We start from the raw sequence: 12663 nt of genomic DNA, 5'->3' as shown, positions 1-12663 counted from the left end.
TTACATTGATACAGAGGGAAAGCCATAGTGGCTGATACGCCCGTCTGGCGCCTGAGTTGCGGGTGGCGAGAGCGTGTCAGGTGAATGTTTTCTGCAAACAGGGAATACCAATGAGAAAAATGGGATCGCGGCTGTGCTACATATTGCCACTGGTGTTGGCAGGGTGCGTCAGCCAGTCAGAAAAGCCGCAGTCAGCACAGCCGCTGGACAGTGATGACATCGCTTCCGCGCTGATCGGTCAGTTCTGGAATTGTAAGTCGTCAGTAACTTCCAGAGGCGTTACTAGCTCGTTTGATACGCAGGACATGTATGTGCGGGGAGGTACGGGGAACGCTACAGGGACGATGAAAATAAAAAATCTGGCCGGTATTCCGGAAATGATCTATTCACTGGCAGCAACCTTTACCTGGGAGGTAAAAGGTCAGTATGTGTTAACCAAATCAGTGGATATGAAGCTGGTTAACGTGACTCATCCTGATGTCGAGAAAAAGCTGAAACTCAATGAGATGTTTCCCGCAGGCATATCCAGTTCGTTGAAAGTGGTGGCCCTGAACGAGCATGAGTTCACCTATATAGATGAGTCTGACGGTAAGGAAAAAAGCTGCACCCGATAAGTGGGGTCGCAGCTCATCGAGGTCATGGCGTTGCCAGAACGGAACCTGCTGCCAGTGCGGCAGCCAGGTCCGGCCTGTCATCATGCCGAGGGCGCCGGTGTCATGAATACGATCTGGCTATACATGCTGTCCGACAGATGAAACAGCACCAGATACTGACCATTAGCGTTGAAAGCGGGTGATTTGATGCATTGATAGACCAGTGGTTTGTACACTTCTTCCCCCAGCTGTTGCAGTGTACTGACCGTGCAGCCTGAGCGGTCCAGATCGGCGATCAGTGAGTACCAGTGGCTGGGCCTTTTCTGTGGCAGTTCCAGCAGCCAGGGGCGGAAAGCTTTGTCTATGAAGAGATCATGGATGAAGGTTTTCAGATCCGTTTCCAGATTGGAGCGAGCATCACTGGTCAAAATAGACTCCCTGTTCTGTGCAGCAGCCAATTCAGTTTTGCATAAGCGCGTTATCTCATCTACATTACCCCTCACCTCTAATCCAGCAGAGTCCATACCATGTTCAGCCAATCACGCCTGATTGCGAAAGCCGCCTGCGCTGCCCAGCCTGCTGGCGTGACCCTGCCTGTTACCCGTGACTCTGTTGTGTCGTCTGTCGCGCCGCCCCCCGGCGCACCTCATAGTGTGGCTCCTCCTGTGTTGATCGTAGTAGTAGCTCACTAAGCCCCTGTTTTTACTGGTTCTCTTCAAACAGCGTGACGGCTGATCGTTCGCATTAGTTGCGTGTGTCCGCTGGCTGGAGATCTGTACGGCTTTTTTTACAGGCGATACATCATGTCTTTGCTTTCCATCAATTGGGCCGCCCTCGGCTCGACCACGTTATTTGTGCTGCTGTGGAGCAGTGGCGCCATTTTCTCCAAGTGGGGGCTGCATTACGCCTCCCCCTTTGCCTTTCTGATGCTGCGTTTTGCGCTGGCGGCTTCGGTGCTGCTACTACTGGGCTGGCGTGCGCGGCAGTGGCGACCACAACCGGGTACCCGCGGACGGGTGGCGATGGCCGGAGCACTGCTGATCGGCAGTTACTCGGTCTGCTATTTTCTGGCGCTGGATCAGGGGATTACCCCCGGCGTGCTGGCCACGGTGCTGGGTGCCCAGCCGGTGCTGACGCTGGCCTTGCTGGAGCGTCGCTTCCAGCCAGTGCGTCTGCTCGGGCTGCTGCTGGCCATTGCCGGGCTGGTGCTGGTGGTCTGGCAAAGCATCACACAGGCTCATTTCTCACTGGCGGGGATCCTGTTTGCGCTGGGTGCGCTGCTCAGCATGACGGCCGGTGCCATTCTGCAGAAAGGGATCAGTCAGTCACCGCTGCAGGTGCTGCCGCTGCAATATGGCCTCAGCCTGCTGCTGTGCCTGCTGATCAGCCCCCTGCAACCACTGACCCTGCAGTGGGACTGGGGCTTCGTCATTCCCTGGGTCTGGCTGGGGCTGGTGATTTCTGTCTGCGCGCAGCTGTTGCTGTATCGGCTGATCCGGCAGGGCAATCTGGTCAATGTCACCAGCCTGTTCTATCTGGTGCCGGTGATTACGGCGCTGATGGACTATCTCTTCCTTGGCAATCTGCTGCCCTGGAGTGCGATGGCGGGTATGGTCGCTATTCTGCTGGGTGTAATGCTGGTCTATCGCGCCTGACGGGCTGACAAACCGGGCAGCACGCTGCCCGGTTTGCTCCTGTCTGTCATGCCCGCTTGATATTGCGCCGGTGGTTACTTACGAACACAAAGGTAACCCCCATCGGGATAGGGCACGCCTTTGTCATCCATCGCCCGTGGGTGGTAGCCAATGGCTTTGTAATGCACCTTGTCGGTATCGAGAGATGAGCATTCTTCTTTGGCCTTGGCCATCAGGTGCTCGGGAACAGGTCCAAAAGCTCCCGGGTGGTCCCAGATCTGGCTGGTACTGTCTTTCGGATCAGGCATCAGTTTGGGCGGGTTGACGCCAGGCTCTTTGCCTACCTGAACGGCACAGCCGCTCAGCAGAGTTGCAGCAAGTAATAGAACCGGATAGTAACGCGCTATTGTTTTCATTGTTTTGCGTCCAGTCTTTACTACGACTATTCATCGTAAGCAGTGGTTTATATACGGGAATCCTTGTATGAGTTTTGCGTCACTGCCAAAGGCGCAGCGATGTCCATAATTAACAGCCAGGGTGAATATCAGGAGTGAGCTTCACCGTCTGGCCGTTAGTAGAGTCTAGTATGGCTCACCACGGTTGCCACTTGGGGCGAATGTCGGCATTGCTGCAACAAATGCCGCTGTTGGTTGCGGCCTGCCGACGACCTGCACTGACCGCGATTTAGCCTGCCTGACACACTTCCCCAACTTTCCGGATAGCCTTCGTCCACTAAGCGGATAGTCCGCCTGCACAGAACCTCGTCTAATCAATGTCATCTGCTTCGTCCAATGACTCTGCAAGGGGATGACCGATGACGACTTCCAAATCTGTCCCACAGTGGCAGGACTATATTCAGGGCTGCCTCGATTTTCGCCCCGCCGAAGGGGTGTATCGCATTGCCCGCGACATGTTTACCGAGCCTGAGCTGTTTGATCTGGAGATGGAACTCATCTTCGAGAAGACCTGGATCTACGCCTGCCACGAAAGCGAGATTCCCAACCCCAACGATTACCTGACTATGCGTGCTGGTCGCCAGCCGATGATCATCACCCGTGATGGCAGCGGTGAGCTGCATGCGCTGGTCAACGCCTGCCAGCACCGTGGCACCACCCTGACCCGCATGGGGCGCGGTAACCAGTCGACCTTTACCTGCCCGTTCCACGCCTGGTGCTACAAGAGCGATGGCCGTCTGGTCAAGGTCAAGGCCCCCGGTGAATACCCCGATGGTTTCGACAAGGCCACCCGTGGTCTGAAAAAAGGCCGTATCGCCTCCTACAAAGGCTTTGTCTTTATCAGTCTGGATACCGAAGGCAGCGACAGCCTCGAAGATTATCTGGGTGATGCCCGCATCTTCTTCGACATGATGGTGGCGCAGTCGCCCACGGGTGAGCTGGAAGTGCTGCCCGGCAAGTCTACCTATACCTTCGATGGCAACTGGAAACTGCAGAACGAGAACGGCCTCGACGGTTATCACGTCAGTACCGTGCACTACAACTACGTGGCCACCGTGCAGCACCGTCAGCAGGTCAATGCCGAGAAGGGCGGTGCCAGCAGCACCCTCGACTACTCCAAACTGGGCGCCGGTGACAGCGAAACCGACGATGGCTGGTTTGGTTTCCGCAATGGCCACACCGTGCTGTTCAGCGATATGCCCAACCCGGCTGTACGTCCCGGTTATGTCACGGTGATGCCGCGTCTGGTGGAGGAGTATGGCCAGCAGAAGGCGGAGTGGATGATGCACCGCCTGCGTAACCTCAATATTTATCCCAGCCTGTTCTTTATGGATCAGATCAGCTCGCAGCTGCGTATTGTCCGCCCGGTGGCGTGGAACAAGACCGAAATCATCAGCCAGTGCATCGGCGTCAAGGGCGAGTCGGACAAGGATCGCGAAAGCCGCATCCGTCAGTTCGAAGACTTCTTCAACGTATCCGGTCTCGGTACGCCCGATGATCTGGTGGAGTTCCGCGAGGCCCAGCGTGGTTTTCAGGCACGTCTGGAGCGGTGGAACGACATCAGCCGCGGCAATGACCGCTGGCAGTATGGCCCGACCTTCAACGCCGATGTGCTGGGGATTCAGCCCACCATTACCGGTACCGAGTTCACCCACGAGGGTCTGTACGTCAACCAGCACGGCGCCTGGCAGCAACTGCTGCTGAAAGGTCTGGAGCGCAAGTCACTGAGCCTGAAGGAGGTGTGAAATGAGTCAGTTGCAGCACGATATTGAACAGTTTCTCTACCACAAGGCCGCACTGTGCGACGCCCGTGACTGGGACGCCTATCTGGAGCTGTTTACCGAAGACAGCGAATTCCATGTACCGCAGTGGGATTCGGAATACGAGTACACCACCGATCCCAGGCGCGGCATGTCACTGATTTATTACAGCAACCGTTCAGGGCTGGAAGACCGGGTGTTCCGCCTGCGTACTGGCAAGTCAGCCGCGTCCAACCCGCTGCCACGCACCCTGCATCAGGTCAGCAACGTGCGCATCAGTGAGCAGGCGCAACAAGGCACGCTGGAAGTGAAAGCAGGCTGGCACACGCTGTATACCCGTCTTGGCCTGTCGGAGCAGTTCTATGGTCAGGTGACCTACACCCTGGTGCCCGCCGGTGACAGCTGGAAGATCAGCCGCAAGCACGTGGTGCTGTTCAACGATGTGATCAACTCCGTGCTGGACTTCTATCACCTGTAGTACGCGGTCACGGCGTTCAGCCACAGCTTTCCGCCTTCGGCAATAGTGCAGGAGGTAGGATGCCGGTGAGGTACGAACCGCACCGGGCTGACAGCCAGACGGGCGGCACGATGCTCAGCCGCCATTTCCCAACTCCGGCGATAGTGCAGGAGGTAGGGTGTCGGTGAGGTACGAACCGCACCGGGCTGACCGCCAGACAGGCGGCACGACGCTCCATCTATTCCAACAAGATCAATCCGCACCGGGCGTTCAGCCCGGCGTGGCGCAGCACAGAGACAGTCCTATGCAACATAACGTGGCGTTCAGTTTTGCCGACGGCAAAACCCTGTTCTTCAAGGCCAAGCACAATGAGCTGCTGCTGGATGCGGCTTTGCGCAATGGCATCACCATTCCGCTGGATTGCCGTGAAGGGGTATGCGGCACCTGCAAGGGCCGCTGTGAATCGGGCCGTTATGAGCAGGACTATGTGGATGAAGAAGCCCTGACCGAACAGGAGCTGGCCGAGCGTGCCATTCTGACCTGTCAGACCCGGGTGCACTCGGCGGCGTCGTTCTACTACGACTTTGACTCCAGCCTGTGCAGTCAGGACGGCACCCAGACCCTGCAGGCCACGGTGACCTCGGTGCAGCAGGTGTCACCGACGACCGCCATTCTGCATCTGGATGCCAGCGCCAGCAGCAGGCTGGATTATCTGCCCGGTCAGTATGCCCGTATCCGCATTCCAGATCTGGAAGGCGAGGTGTGGCGCTCCTATTCCTTTGCCACCTGTCCCAATGACAGCAATCAGCTGCAGTTTCTGATCCGCCTGCTGCCAAGCGGCGCCATGAGTGACTACATTCGCCATCGTTGCCAGCCCGGTCAGCCGCTGACACTGGAAGCCCCGTTCGGCGCTTTCTATCGCCGCCATGTCAGCAAGCCGCTGTACATGCTGGCAGGCGGCACCGGTTTGTCGGCCTTTCTCGGCATGCTCGATGAACTGGCCGAACAGGGCGGCTGCGGCCAGCCGGTGACGCTGTATTACGGTGTCACCACCGAGGCTGACCTGTGTGAACTGGAACGGCTGCAGAGCTATGTGACGCGCATCCCCGGCTTCAGCTGGCATGCGGTGGTGATGAAACCGGCGGAGACGTGGCAGGGCAAATGCGGTGTCATCCCTGACCATCTGGATGTGTCGCTGCTGCAGGGGCAGCCGTTCGACATGTATATGTGCGGCCCGCCACCGATGGTGGAAGCGGTACGCCAGTGGCTGAGCCAGCAGGAGATCACCGGCGGCCAGCTGTACTTCGAGAAGTTTGTCGAAAGCAACAGCAAGGACTGAGCACGCCTTTACGGCTGAATAGTCACGGAAGCGCCCGGCGATGGCCGTCCATTGCCCTCGCCGGGCGCGAATAAAAAGTGCACGCACTGCGCAATAAAACGGATAACAAAAGTGCAATTTCAGGATAGCCGCAGTGCATTAGCTGGGTTACAAATGGACATCCAGCAGGCCGCAACCTGACGCAACAGACCGCCTCTACCCGGCTTGTGGGGAGAAGGCCGGTGATCATGCCCGTGCACAAGCAGGCTTCACATTCGCACCACGCAGTACCCGCAACTGAGCAGTATGCAGTACCCGCAGTAGTCACAATTGAGTTTCAACACAACGACCGGCGCCGCCTGTGCGAGCTGTCGGCAGAGCGCTGTTGTCTGTCACCGTAGGCCCGAGTGCGGCGGGGCAGATAGCGAGATCTTGATTGCAAAGAGCCAGGGTGATTTGAATGCCAAAACAGTCTTATGTTTCCAATCCTTCGCGTTTCTCCGCCGTATCTCAGCGCCTGTTGCCGGGCCTCTGTGGTGCCGCACTGGTACTGGCAGGCAGCAGCCTGCTGAGCACCGCTGTGGCGGCTGAACCCGTCAAGCTGGGGATGATTACCACCCTGTCGACCAAGGGCGGTTATCTTGGTGAAGACATGCGTGACGGCTTCAAGCTGGCCGTCGAGCAGGGCAAGGGCAGCCTCGGTGGAATACCGGTGGAGCTGCTGGTGGATGACGATGCCGGTGATCCGCAGAAGGGTAAGCAGATTGCCGAGCGCATGATCAAGAGTGACAAGATCGACATGATGACCGGCATTATGTTCTCCAACGTGGCCATGGCCGTGGTGCCGAGCGTGCTCAAGGACGGCCTGTTCTTCGTCGGCGCCAACGCGGCCCCGGCGCCCTTCGCGGGCAAGATGTGCAACCCCAACTATTTCAACGTCGCCTATCAGAACGACAACATGCACGAAGCCATGGGCGAATACCTGACCCAGCAGGGCTACAAGAGCGTGTTCCTGATTGCGCCCAACTATCCGGCAGGTAAGGATGCACTGACCGGCTTCAAGCGGTTCTACAAGGGTGAGGTCAAACAGGAGGTCTATACCAAGCTGGATCAGTCTGACTATGCCGCGCTGATTTCGCAGATTCGTGCCGACAAGCCGGATGCGGTGTTCTACTTCCTGCCCGGCGGCCTCGGGGTCAACTTCCTCAAGCAGTACGATCAGGCCGGCATGAAGAGCGAAGTGAAGATCTTTGGCCCCGGCTTCTCCTTTGACCGCCGTCTGCTCGGCGCGGTCGGTGCGGCTGCCGAAGGGGTGATGAACAGTTCCGAATGGAATGATGATCTGCCTGCGGCGGGTAATGCCGAGTTCGTGCAGGCATTCCACACCGCCTATGGCCGTTACCCCACGCTGTATGCCGCTCAGGCCTACGATGCAGCCAACCTGATCGGCAGCGCGCTGAAGCAGGTCGATGGCAAGCTGGATGACAAGGATGCGGTGCGCAAGGCGCTGATGGCCGCTGACTTCAGTTCGGTGCGGGGCAGCTTCCGCTTCAATACCAATCACCACCCGATTCAAGACATCTACGTGCGTCAGGTTATCAAGCTGGACGATGGCAGCTATGCCAACAAGACCGTCAGCAAGGTATTTGAGCAGCATCAGGATGCCTACGTCAGCGAATGCAAGCTCTGAGAACGTGCCACGACCGGCGCTGACACGCGCCGGTTATCCGCTGTTATGAGCACGTTCTGAAAGTAGTGCTGCGGGTGATGCCCGCAGCAGGCAATGCCTGAGCGGCTGTTGGCGTCAGGCGCTGCCGTCGCAGGGTGGAGATTGCGCATTATGATTCTGTTTCTCGAACAACTGCTGAACGGCCTGCAGTTCGGCGTCATGCTGTTTTTGATGGCGTCCGGGTTGACACTGGTGTTCGGCATCATGAACCTGGTCAACCTGGCCCACGGTTCCTTCTACATGATCGGCGCCTTCGTGGCGGCCGCTATCGTCGCCAGCAGTGGCAGCTTTGTGCTGGGGCTGCTGGGCGCGCTGCTGGCCACGGCGATTCTCGGTATCGCCGTGGAGATGCTGATTTTCCGCGTGCTGTACAAGCGTGATCACCTCGAACAGATTCTCGCCACCTTCGGCATCATCCTGTTCTGCAATGAGGCGGTGCAGGTGATCTGGGGCAAGACCCCGCTATTCTTCGATATTCCCGCCGCGCTGTCCGGCTCGGTAGAGCTGCTGCCGGGGCTGAATTATCCGCTGTTCCGTATTGGTGTGATTGGCGTCGGTATCGTCGTGGCGATCTTCCTCTATCTGCTGATCAACCGTACCCGGCTGGGCATGGCTATTCGTGCCGGTTCCTCCGACCGCGAGATGATTGCTGCCCTCGGCGTCAACATCAAACTGCTGTATTCCCTGGTGTTCGGGCTGGGGGCGCTGCTGGCTGCGCTGGCAGGGGTGATGGCCGGGCCGATTCTGTCGGTCGAGAGCGGCATGGGCGAGAGCATTCTGATTCTGACCTTTGTGGTGATCGTCATCGGCGGCATCGGCTCCATCAAAGGCGCGCTGGCCGGGGCGGTGCTGGTCGGGGTGGTCGATACGCTGGGCCGTGCCTTCATGCCGGAGCTGATGCGGATGGCACTGTCCGGCGGTGCCGCCGACAGCATGGGCGCGGCGCTGTCGTCGATCCTGATCTATCTGCTGATGGCCGTTGTGCTGATTTTCCGACCAAGAGGGCTGTTCAATGCAAGTCACTAAAACCACAACCCTCGGTGAAACGGTGGCCCTCAATGAGCCGCTGGCACCGGCCAGCAGCCAGCAGCACGGCAAAGTGCAGGTCAGTCACGGCACAGGCCGTCGCTGGCCGTTGTCGCGCTGGCTGACTCTGCTGACCTTTGCCGTGCTGCTGGCGCTGCCGGTACTGCTCGCCGTGTTGGACAACAGCTTCCTGCTGACGCTGGTCAGCCGCTGCATGATCTACGGCATTGCGGCCATCAGCCTCAATCTGATTCTCGGCTACGGCGGCATGCTCAGCCTCGGTCATGCCGCCTTCTTCGGCATCGGTGCCTACGTGGTCGGCATCACCGCGCAGAACTTCATGTACGGTACGGCGCTGATGGAATGGCCCTTCGAGCTGGCAGCCAGTAACGATGCCATTGTCGTGTGGCCTGTGGCGATCCTGCTGTCAGCGCTGGCGGCACTGCTGATCGGTGCCATCAGCCTGCGTACCAGCGGGGTGTACTTCCTGATGCTGACCCTGGCCTTTGCGCAGATGATTTACTTCATCTTCGTGTCGCTGGATCAGTACGGTGGCGATGACGGCATGAACCTGATGAGCCGTAACACTCTGCTGGGGCTCGATCTGGATAACGACCTGACCTTCTATTACGTCTGCTTCGGCTGCCTGCTGCTGATTTATCTGCTGGTACAACGCCTGATTGCCGCCCGTTTTGGCATGGTGCTGCGTGGCTGCAAACAGAATGAGCAGCGCATGCAGGCCATGGGCTTCCCCACCTATCGCTACCGGCTGATGGCCTTTGCACTGGCCGGTGCCGGTGCCGGTCTGGCGGGTGCGCTGATTGGCAACCAGATGGAATACGTTAGCCCCAACCTGCTGCACTGGAAAATGTCCGGCGAGCTGATGGTGATGGTATTGCTGGGCGGCCTCGGCACCCTGCTCGGGCCCTTGTGGGGTGCCTTTGCATTCCTGCTGGTGGAGGATGTGCTGTCCGGTATTACCGAACACTGGATGCTGTTCTTCGGCCCCTTCCTGATTCTGGTGGTGCTGTTCGCCAAGGGCGGCATCTATGGCTATCTGATTCGCAAGGAGCAGCCATGAGCACAACCGATACGCCCTGGGCGCTGGAAGCCCGCGGGCTGGTCAAACGTTATGGCCAGCTGGTCGCCACCGATCATGCCGATATTTGTGTCGCCAAAGGTGAGCTGCATGCGCTGATCGGCCCCAATGGCGCCGGTAAGACCACACTGATCAAACAGCTGTCAGGGGAGATTTTCTCCGATCAGGGGCAGATTCGCTTTCATGGCGCCGACATTACCCGGATGCCGATTCATCAGCGTGCCCACCGCGGACTGGTGCGTTCCTACCAGATCACCTCGATCTTTGAGGAAATGAGCGTCATCGACAACGTGGCGCTGGCAGTGCAGGCGCTGCAAGGCCACAGCTTCCGCTTCTGGCGTCCGGCGGCCAGTGACGCGCGGCTGCGTGAGCCGGCGTTCCGCTGTTTAGAGCGGGTGAGACTGGCCCATCGTGCCTCGGTACTGGCAGGCAATCTAGCTCACGGCGAGAAGCGCCAGCTGGAAATCGCCATGACTCTCGCCGCTGAGCCCAGCATGCTGCTGCTGGATGAGCCGATGGCGGGGATGAGCCCGGAAGAATCGGGGCAGATGGTGGAGTTGCTGCAGGCACTGAAGGGCGAGCACAGCATCCTGCTGGTGGAGCACGATATGGATGCGGTGTTCTCGCTGTCCGACCGGCTGACGGTACTGGTCTACGGCAAGCCGCTGGTGACCGGTACGGCGGCGGAAATCCGCAACGATCAACGGGTACGTGAAGCCTATCTGGGCGAGGAGGCGGCCTGATGCTGCAAGTCAAAGCGATTGAAACCTACTACGGCAGCAGTCAGGCCCTGTTCGGGGTAGACCTGCAGGTGGAAGAGGGGCAGGTAGTGACCATGCTCGGCCGCAACGGCATGGGCAAGACCACCACCGTCAGCTCGATCATGGGCATGCGTTCACCCAAACGCGGGGAAGTCACTCTGGACGGGCGCAAGGTCTCGCATCTGGAGTCCTACAAGGTGGCGCGGCTGGGGATCGGTCTGGTGCCGGAGGGGCGCCGGGTCTTCCCCAACCTCAATGTCCGCGAGAACCTGCTGGCGGCGGCCAGTCAGCGTCAGGGCAATGCCTCACCGTGGACGCTGCAACGGGTGTATGAACTGTTCCCGCGTCTGCAGGAGCGACAGCTCAACATGGGCAATCAGCTGTCCGGCGGTGAGCAGCAGATGCTGGCCATTGGCCGGGCGCTGATGATCAACCCGCGTCTGCTGATTCTGGATGAAGCCACCGAAGGGCTGGCACCGATTATCCGCGATGAAATCTGGGCCTGCCTGACGTACCTCAAATCTCAGGGACAGTCGATTCTGGTCATCGATAAAAATCTGGACGCACTGTTGCGCATTGCCGATCACCATTTTGTCTTGGAGAAGGGCAGGGTGGTATGGCAGGGTAATTCGGCCCAGCTGCAGCAGGACCCCCAGGTGCAGCACCGTTATCTGGGCATCTGATTCTTCGTACCGTCGAGAGCAACGCTACCTATGAGTTTGTATCGTACCTTCCGCACCGAGGTGGAAATCAACGCCCAGTATGACCCCACCATTGGTCTGGACCGTCAGGCCATCATGAGCCGTTACGCCGAACAGAGTGCCGCCACTCTGGCGGCGCTGGGGCAGTCACGCAGTGTGAGCTATGGCCCCACCCGGGCGGAATATCTGGATATCTTCCCGGCGGCGCAGCCACAGGCGCCGGTGCATGTGTTCCTGCATGGCGGCTACTGGCGCGCGGGGTCCAGTGCTGACTATGCGCTGGTGGCGCGGCAGCTGGTCGGGCACGGCATCACTGTGGTGGTGGTCAACTATGCCCTGTGTCCGGTGGTGGCGCTGGGGGAAATCGTCCGCCAGTGTCGCGCGGCACTGGCCTGGGTGTACAAGCAGGCAGACAGCTTTGGCGGCGACCCTGAGCGCATCACGGTATCGGGGCATTCCGCCGGTGGCCATCTCAGCGCCATGATGCTGACCACTGACTGGGCCGGTGACTATGGTCTGCCTGCTGATCTGGTCAAAGGCATCGTAGCGATCAGCGGGCTGTTTGATCTGCGCCCGTTCCCGCATTCCTGGCTGCAGCCGTCGCTGTACCTGACCAGTCGGGATGTCGACCGCTACAGTCCGCAGTTCCTGCCGGTACTGAACCGGGCTCCGGTCAGGCTGCGGGTAGGCGCTCTGGAAAGCAGCGAGTTTCACCGCCAGTCGAAAGACTATCTGACCCTGCTGCTGGAACGTGGTATCGACGCCGATTATCTGCCGTTGCCAGAGGTCGATCACTTTGGCGTGCTGGATTACTTCTTCGCCGACGGCGGCCAGCTGGTCAGGGATGTGCTCGGTCTCTACAACCTGCGTTGAAGGGTAGTCACGGGGACTTCCGGTGCGATTTACCGCACAAAAGCCGGTGCGATTCACTGCGTTCATCACACCCTACTTGTCGGGCAGGTACTTGATACAGGTGTATCGGTAGATACCATCTCTCCTAACTGCCCTCAAATCGCATCACGCGACTTGAGGGCAATATTCGTTTTGATGTTTCACCACACCAAAACAAATCTGTACCAGCTTGCGCATCGCCGCGCCTAGCGCCTGCATTTTGCTCTTGCCGTTCTGGG

The 12663-nt window shown here is 58.9% G+C and carries 14 protein-coding genes and 1 pseudogene; 11 read left to right on the top strand and 4 right to left on the bottom strand.

From position 1 onward, the window contains the following. The first annotated feature begins 80 nt into the window (after positions 1–80). Positions 81–614: a hypothetical protein gene (locus tag WH50_RS26105; protein WP_133251302.1), complete on the top strand. Its 534-nt coding sequence runs from the start codon at positions 81–83 to the stop codon at positions 612–614. Positions 615–694: 80 nt separating this feature from the next. Here WH50_RS26105 and WH50_RS10850 read toward each other — a convergent pair whose 3' ends face one another. After that, positions 695–1021, bottom strand: coding sequence for a hypothetical protein (locus WH50_RS10850; protein ID WP_110187315.1), 327 nt, complete (start codon positions 1019–1021; stop codon positions 695–697). A gap of 375 nt (positions 1022–1396) precedes the next feature. Between WH50_RS10850 and WH50_RS10845 the strand changes: the two genes are divergently transcribed. Then, on the top strand, positions 1397–2248 hold the full coding sequence (locus tag WH50_RS10845; protein ID WP_110187314.1) for a DMT family transporter: 852 nt from the start codon (positions 1397–1399) through the stop codon (positions 2246–2248). A 74-nt stretch (positions 2249–2322) separates the two neighbouring features. Here WH50_RS10845 and WH50_RS10840 read toward each other — a convergent pair whose 3' ends face one another. Further along, positions 2323–2643 carry a hypothetical protein gene (locus tag WH50_RS10840; RefSeq protein ID WP_110187313.1) on the bottom strand — a complete coding sequence of 107 codons (321 nt, stop codon included), beginning with the start codon at positions 2641–2643 and terminating at the stop codon, positions 2323–2325. 398 nt (positions 2644–3041) lie between these two features. Between WH50_RS10840 and antA the strand changes: the two genes are divergently transcribed. Beyond that, entirely contained in the window at positions 3042–4427 is a 1386-nt protein-coding gene (antA, locus tag WH50_RS10835) for an anthranilate 1,2-dioxygenase large subunit (RefSeq protein WP_110187312.1), read from the top strand. Between the two features lies 1 nt (position 4428). Next, complete coding sequence (antB, locus tag WH50_RS10830) at positions 4429–4920, top strand: anthranilate 1,2-dioxygenase small subunit (RefSeq protein ID WP_110187311.1); 492 nt, start codon at positions 4429–4431, stop codon at positions 4918–4920. Here antB and WH50_RS26100 read toward each other — a convergent pair. Beyond that, positions 4911–5162: a hypothetical protein gene (locus WH50_RS26100; RefSeq protein WP_133251301.1), complete on the bottom strand. Its 252-nt coding sequence runs from the start codon at positions 5160–5162 to the stop codon at positions 4911–4913. The genes antB and WH50_RS26100 overlap by 10 nt on opposite strands. A 41-nt stretch (positions 5163–5203) precedes the next feature. Between WH50_RS26100 and antC the strand changes: the two genes are divergently transcribed. From antC to WH50_RS10795, 7 genes are all read left to right on the top strand, one after another. Continuing rightward, positions 5204–6238 (top strand): anthranilate 1,2-dioxygenase electron transfer component AntC, encoded by a 1035-nt coding sequence (gene antC / locus WH50_RS10825; protein ID WP_110187310.1) that lies wholly within the window; start codon positions 5204–5206, stop codon positions 6236–6238. A gap of 439 nt (positions 6239–6677) precedes the next feature. Continuing rightward, positions 6678–7907, top strand: a complete 1230-nt coding sequence (locus tag WH50_RS10820) for an ABC transporter substrate-binding protein (RefSeq protein ID WP_110187309.1) — start codon at positions 6678–6680, stop codon at positions 7905–7907. Positions 7908–8057: 150 nt separating this feature from the next. Then, the gene (locus WH50_RS10815; protein ID WP_104155952.1) at positions 8058–8972 is read left to right on the top strand and encodes a branched-chain amino acid ABC transporter permease; all 915 of its coding nucleotides are present in this window, start codon (positions 8058–8060) and stop codon (positions 8970–8972) included. Then, entirely contained in the window at positions 8959–10053 is a 1095-nt protein-coding gene (locus WH50_RS10810; RefSeq protein WP_104155953.1) for a branched-chain amino acid ABC transporter permease, read from the top strand. Before WH50_RS10815 ends, WH50_RS10810 begins: the two co-directional genes overlap by 14 nt. After that, complete coding sequence (locus WH50_RS10805) at positions 10050–10814, top strand: ABC transporter ATP-binding protein (RefSeq protein WP_104155954.1); 765 nt, start codon at positions 10050–10052, stop codon at positions 10812–10814. Before WH50_RS10810 ends, WH50_RS10805 begins: the two co-directional genes overlap by 4 nt. Further along, positions 10814–11515 (top strand): ABC transporter ATP-binding protein, encoded by a 702-nt coding sequence (locus WH50_RS10800; protein ID WP_104155955.1) that lies wholly within the window; start codon positions 10814–10816, stop codon positions 11513–11515. Before WH50_RS10805 ends, WH50_RS10800 begins: the two co-directional genes overlap by 1 nt. Before the next feature lie 30 nt (positions 11516–11545). Further along, positions 11546–12406 (top strand): alpha/beta hydrolase, encoded by an 861-nt coding sequence (locus WH50_RS10795; protein WP_110187308.1) that lies wholly within the window; start codon positions 11546–11548, stop codon positions 12404–12406. A 144-nt stretch (positions 12407–12550) separates the two neighbouring features. On the opposite strand, the pseudogene WH50_RS27265 reads toward WH50_RS10795, so the two are convergent. Beyond that, positions 12551–12663: pseudogene (locus tag WH50_RS27265) on the bottom strand (IS110 family RNA-guided transposase); the annotation flags it as partial.

Origin of the sequence: Pokkaliibacter plantistimulans, from assembly GCF_003194385.1 — a bacterium.
GTDB classification, from domain to species: domain Bacteria; phylum Pseudomonadota; class Gammaproteobacteria; order Pseudomonadales; family Balneatricaceae; genus Pokkaliibacter; species Pokkaliibacter plantistimulans.
The sequence above is the reverse complement of the archived record's forward strand: the minus strand, read 5'-3'. Positions and strand labels throughout refer to the sequence as shown.

What these genes read in the sequence shown, in the direction of transcription:
- WH50_RS10845 (WP_110187314.1), top strand. Translation starts at nt 1,397, where the DNA reads ATGTCTTTGCTTTCCATCAATTGGGCCGCCCTCGGCTCGACCACGTTA.
- WH50_RS10840 (WP_110187313.1), bottom strand. Translation starts at nt 2,643, where the DNA reads ATGAAAACAATAGCGCGTTACTATCCGGTTCTATTACTTGCTGCAACT.
- antA (WP_110187312.1), top strand. Translation starts at nt 3,042, where the DNA reads ATGACGACTTCCAAATCTGTCCCACAGTGGCAGGACTATATTCAGGGC.
- antB (WP_110187311.1), top strand. Translation starts at nt 4,429, where the DNA reads ATGAGTCAGTTGCAGCACGATATTGAACAGTTTCTCTACCACAAGGCC.
- antC (WP_110187310.1), top strand. Translation starts at nt 5,204, where the DNA reads ATGCAACATAACGTGGCGTTCAGTTTTGCCGACGGCAAAACCCTGTTC.
- WH50_RS10820 (WP_110187309.1), top strand. Translation starts at nt 6,678, where the DNA reads ATGCCAAAACAGTCTTATGTTTCCAATCCTTCGCGTTTCTCCGCCGTA.
- WH50_RS10815 (WP_104155952.1), top strand. Translation starts at nt 8,058, where the DNA reads ATGATTCTGTTTCTCGAACAACTGCTGAACGGCCTGCAGTTCGGCGTC.
- WH50_RS10810 (WP_104155953.1), top strand. Translation starts at nt 8,959, where the DNA reads ATGCAAGTCACTAAAACCACAACCCTCGGTGAAACGGTGGCCCTCAAT.
- WH50_RS10805 (WP_104155954.1), top strand. Translation starts at nt 10,050, where the DNA reads ATGAGCACAACCGATACGCCCTGGGCGCTGGAAGCCCGCGGGCTGGTC.
- WH50_RS10800 (WP_104155955.1), top strand. Translation starts at nt 10,814, where the DNA reads ATGCTGCAAGTCAAAGCGATTGAAACCTACTACGGCAGCAGTCAGGCC.
- WH50_RS10795 (WP_110187308.1), top strand. Translation starts at nt 11,546, where the DNA reads ATGAGTTTGTATCGTACCTTCCGCACCGAGGTGGAAATCAACGCCCAG.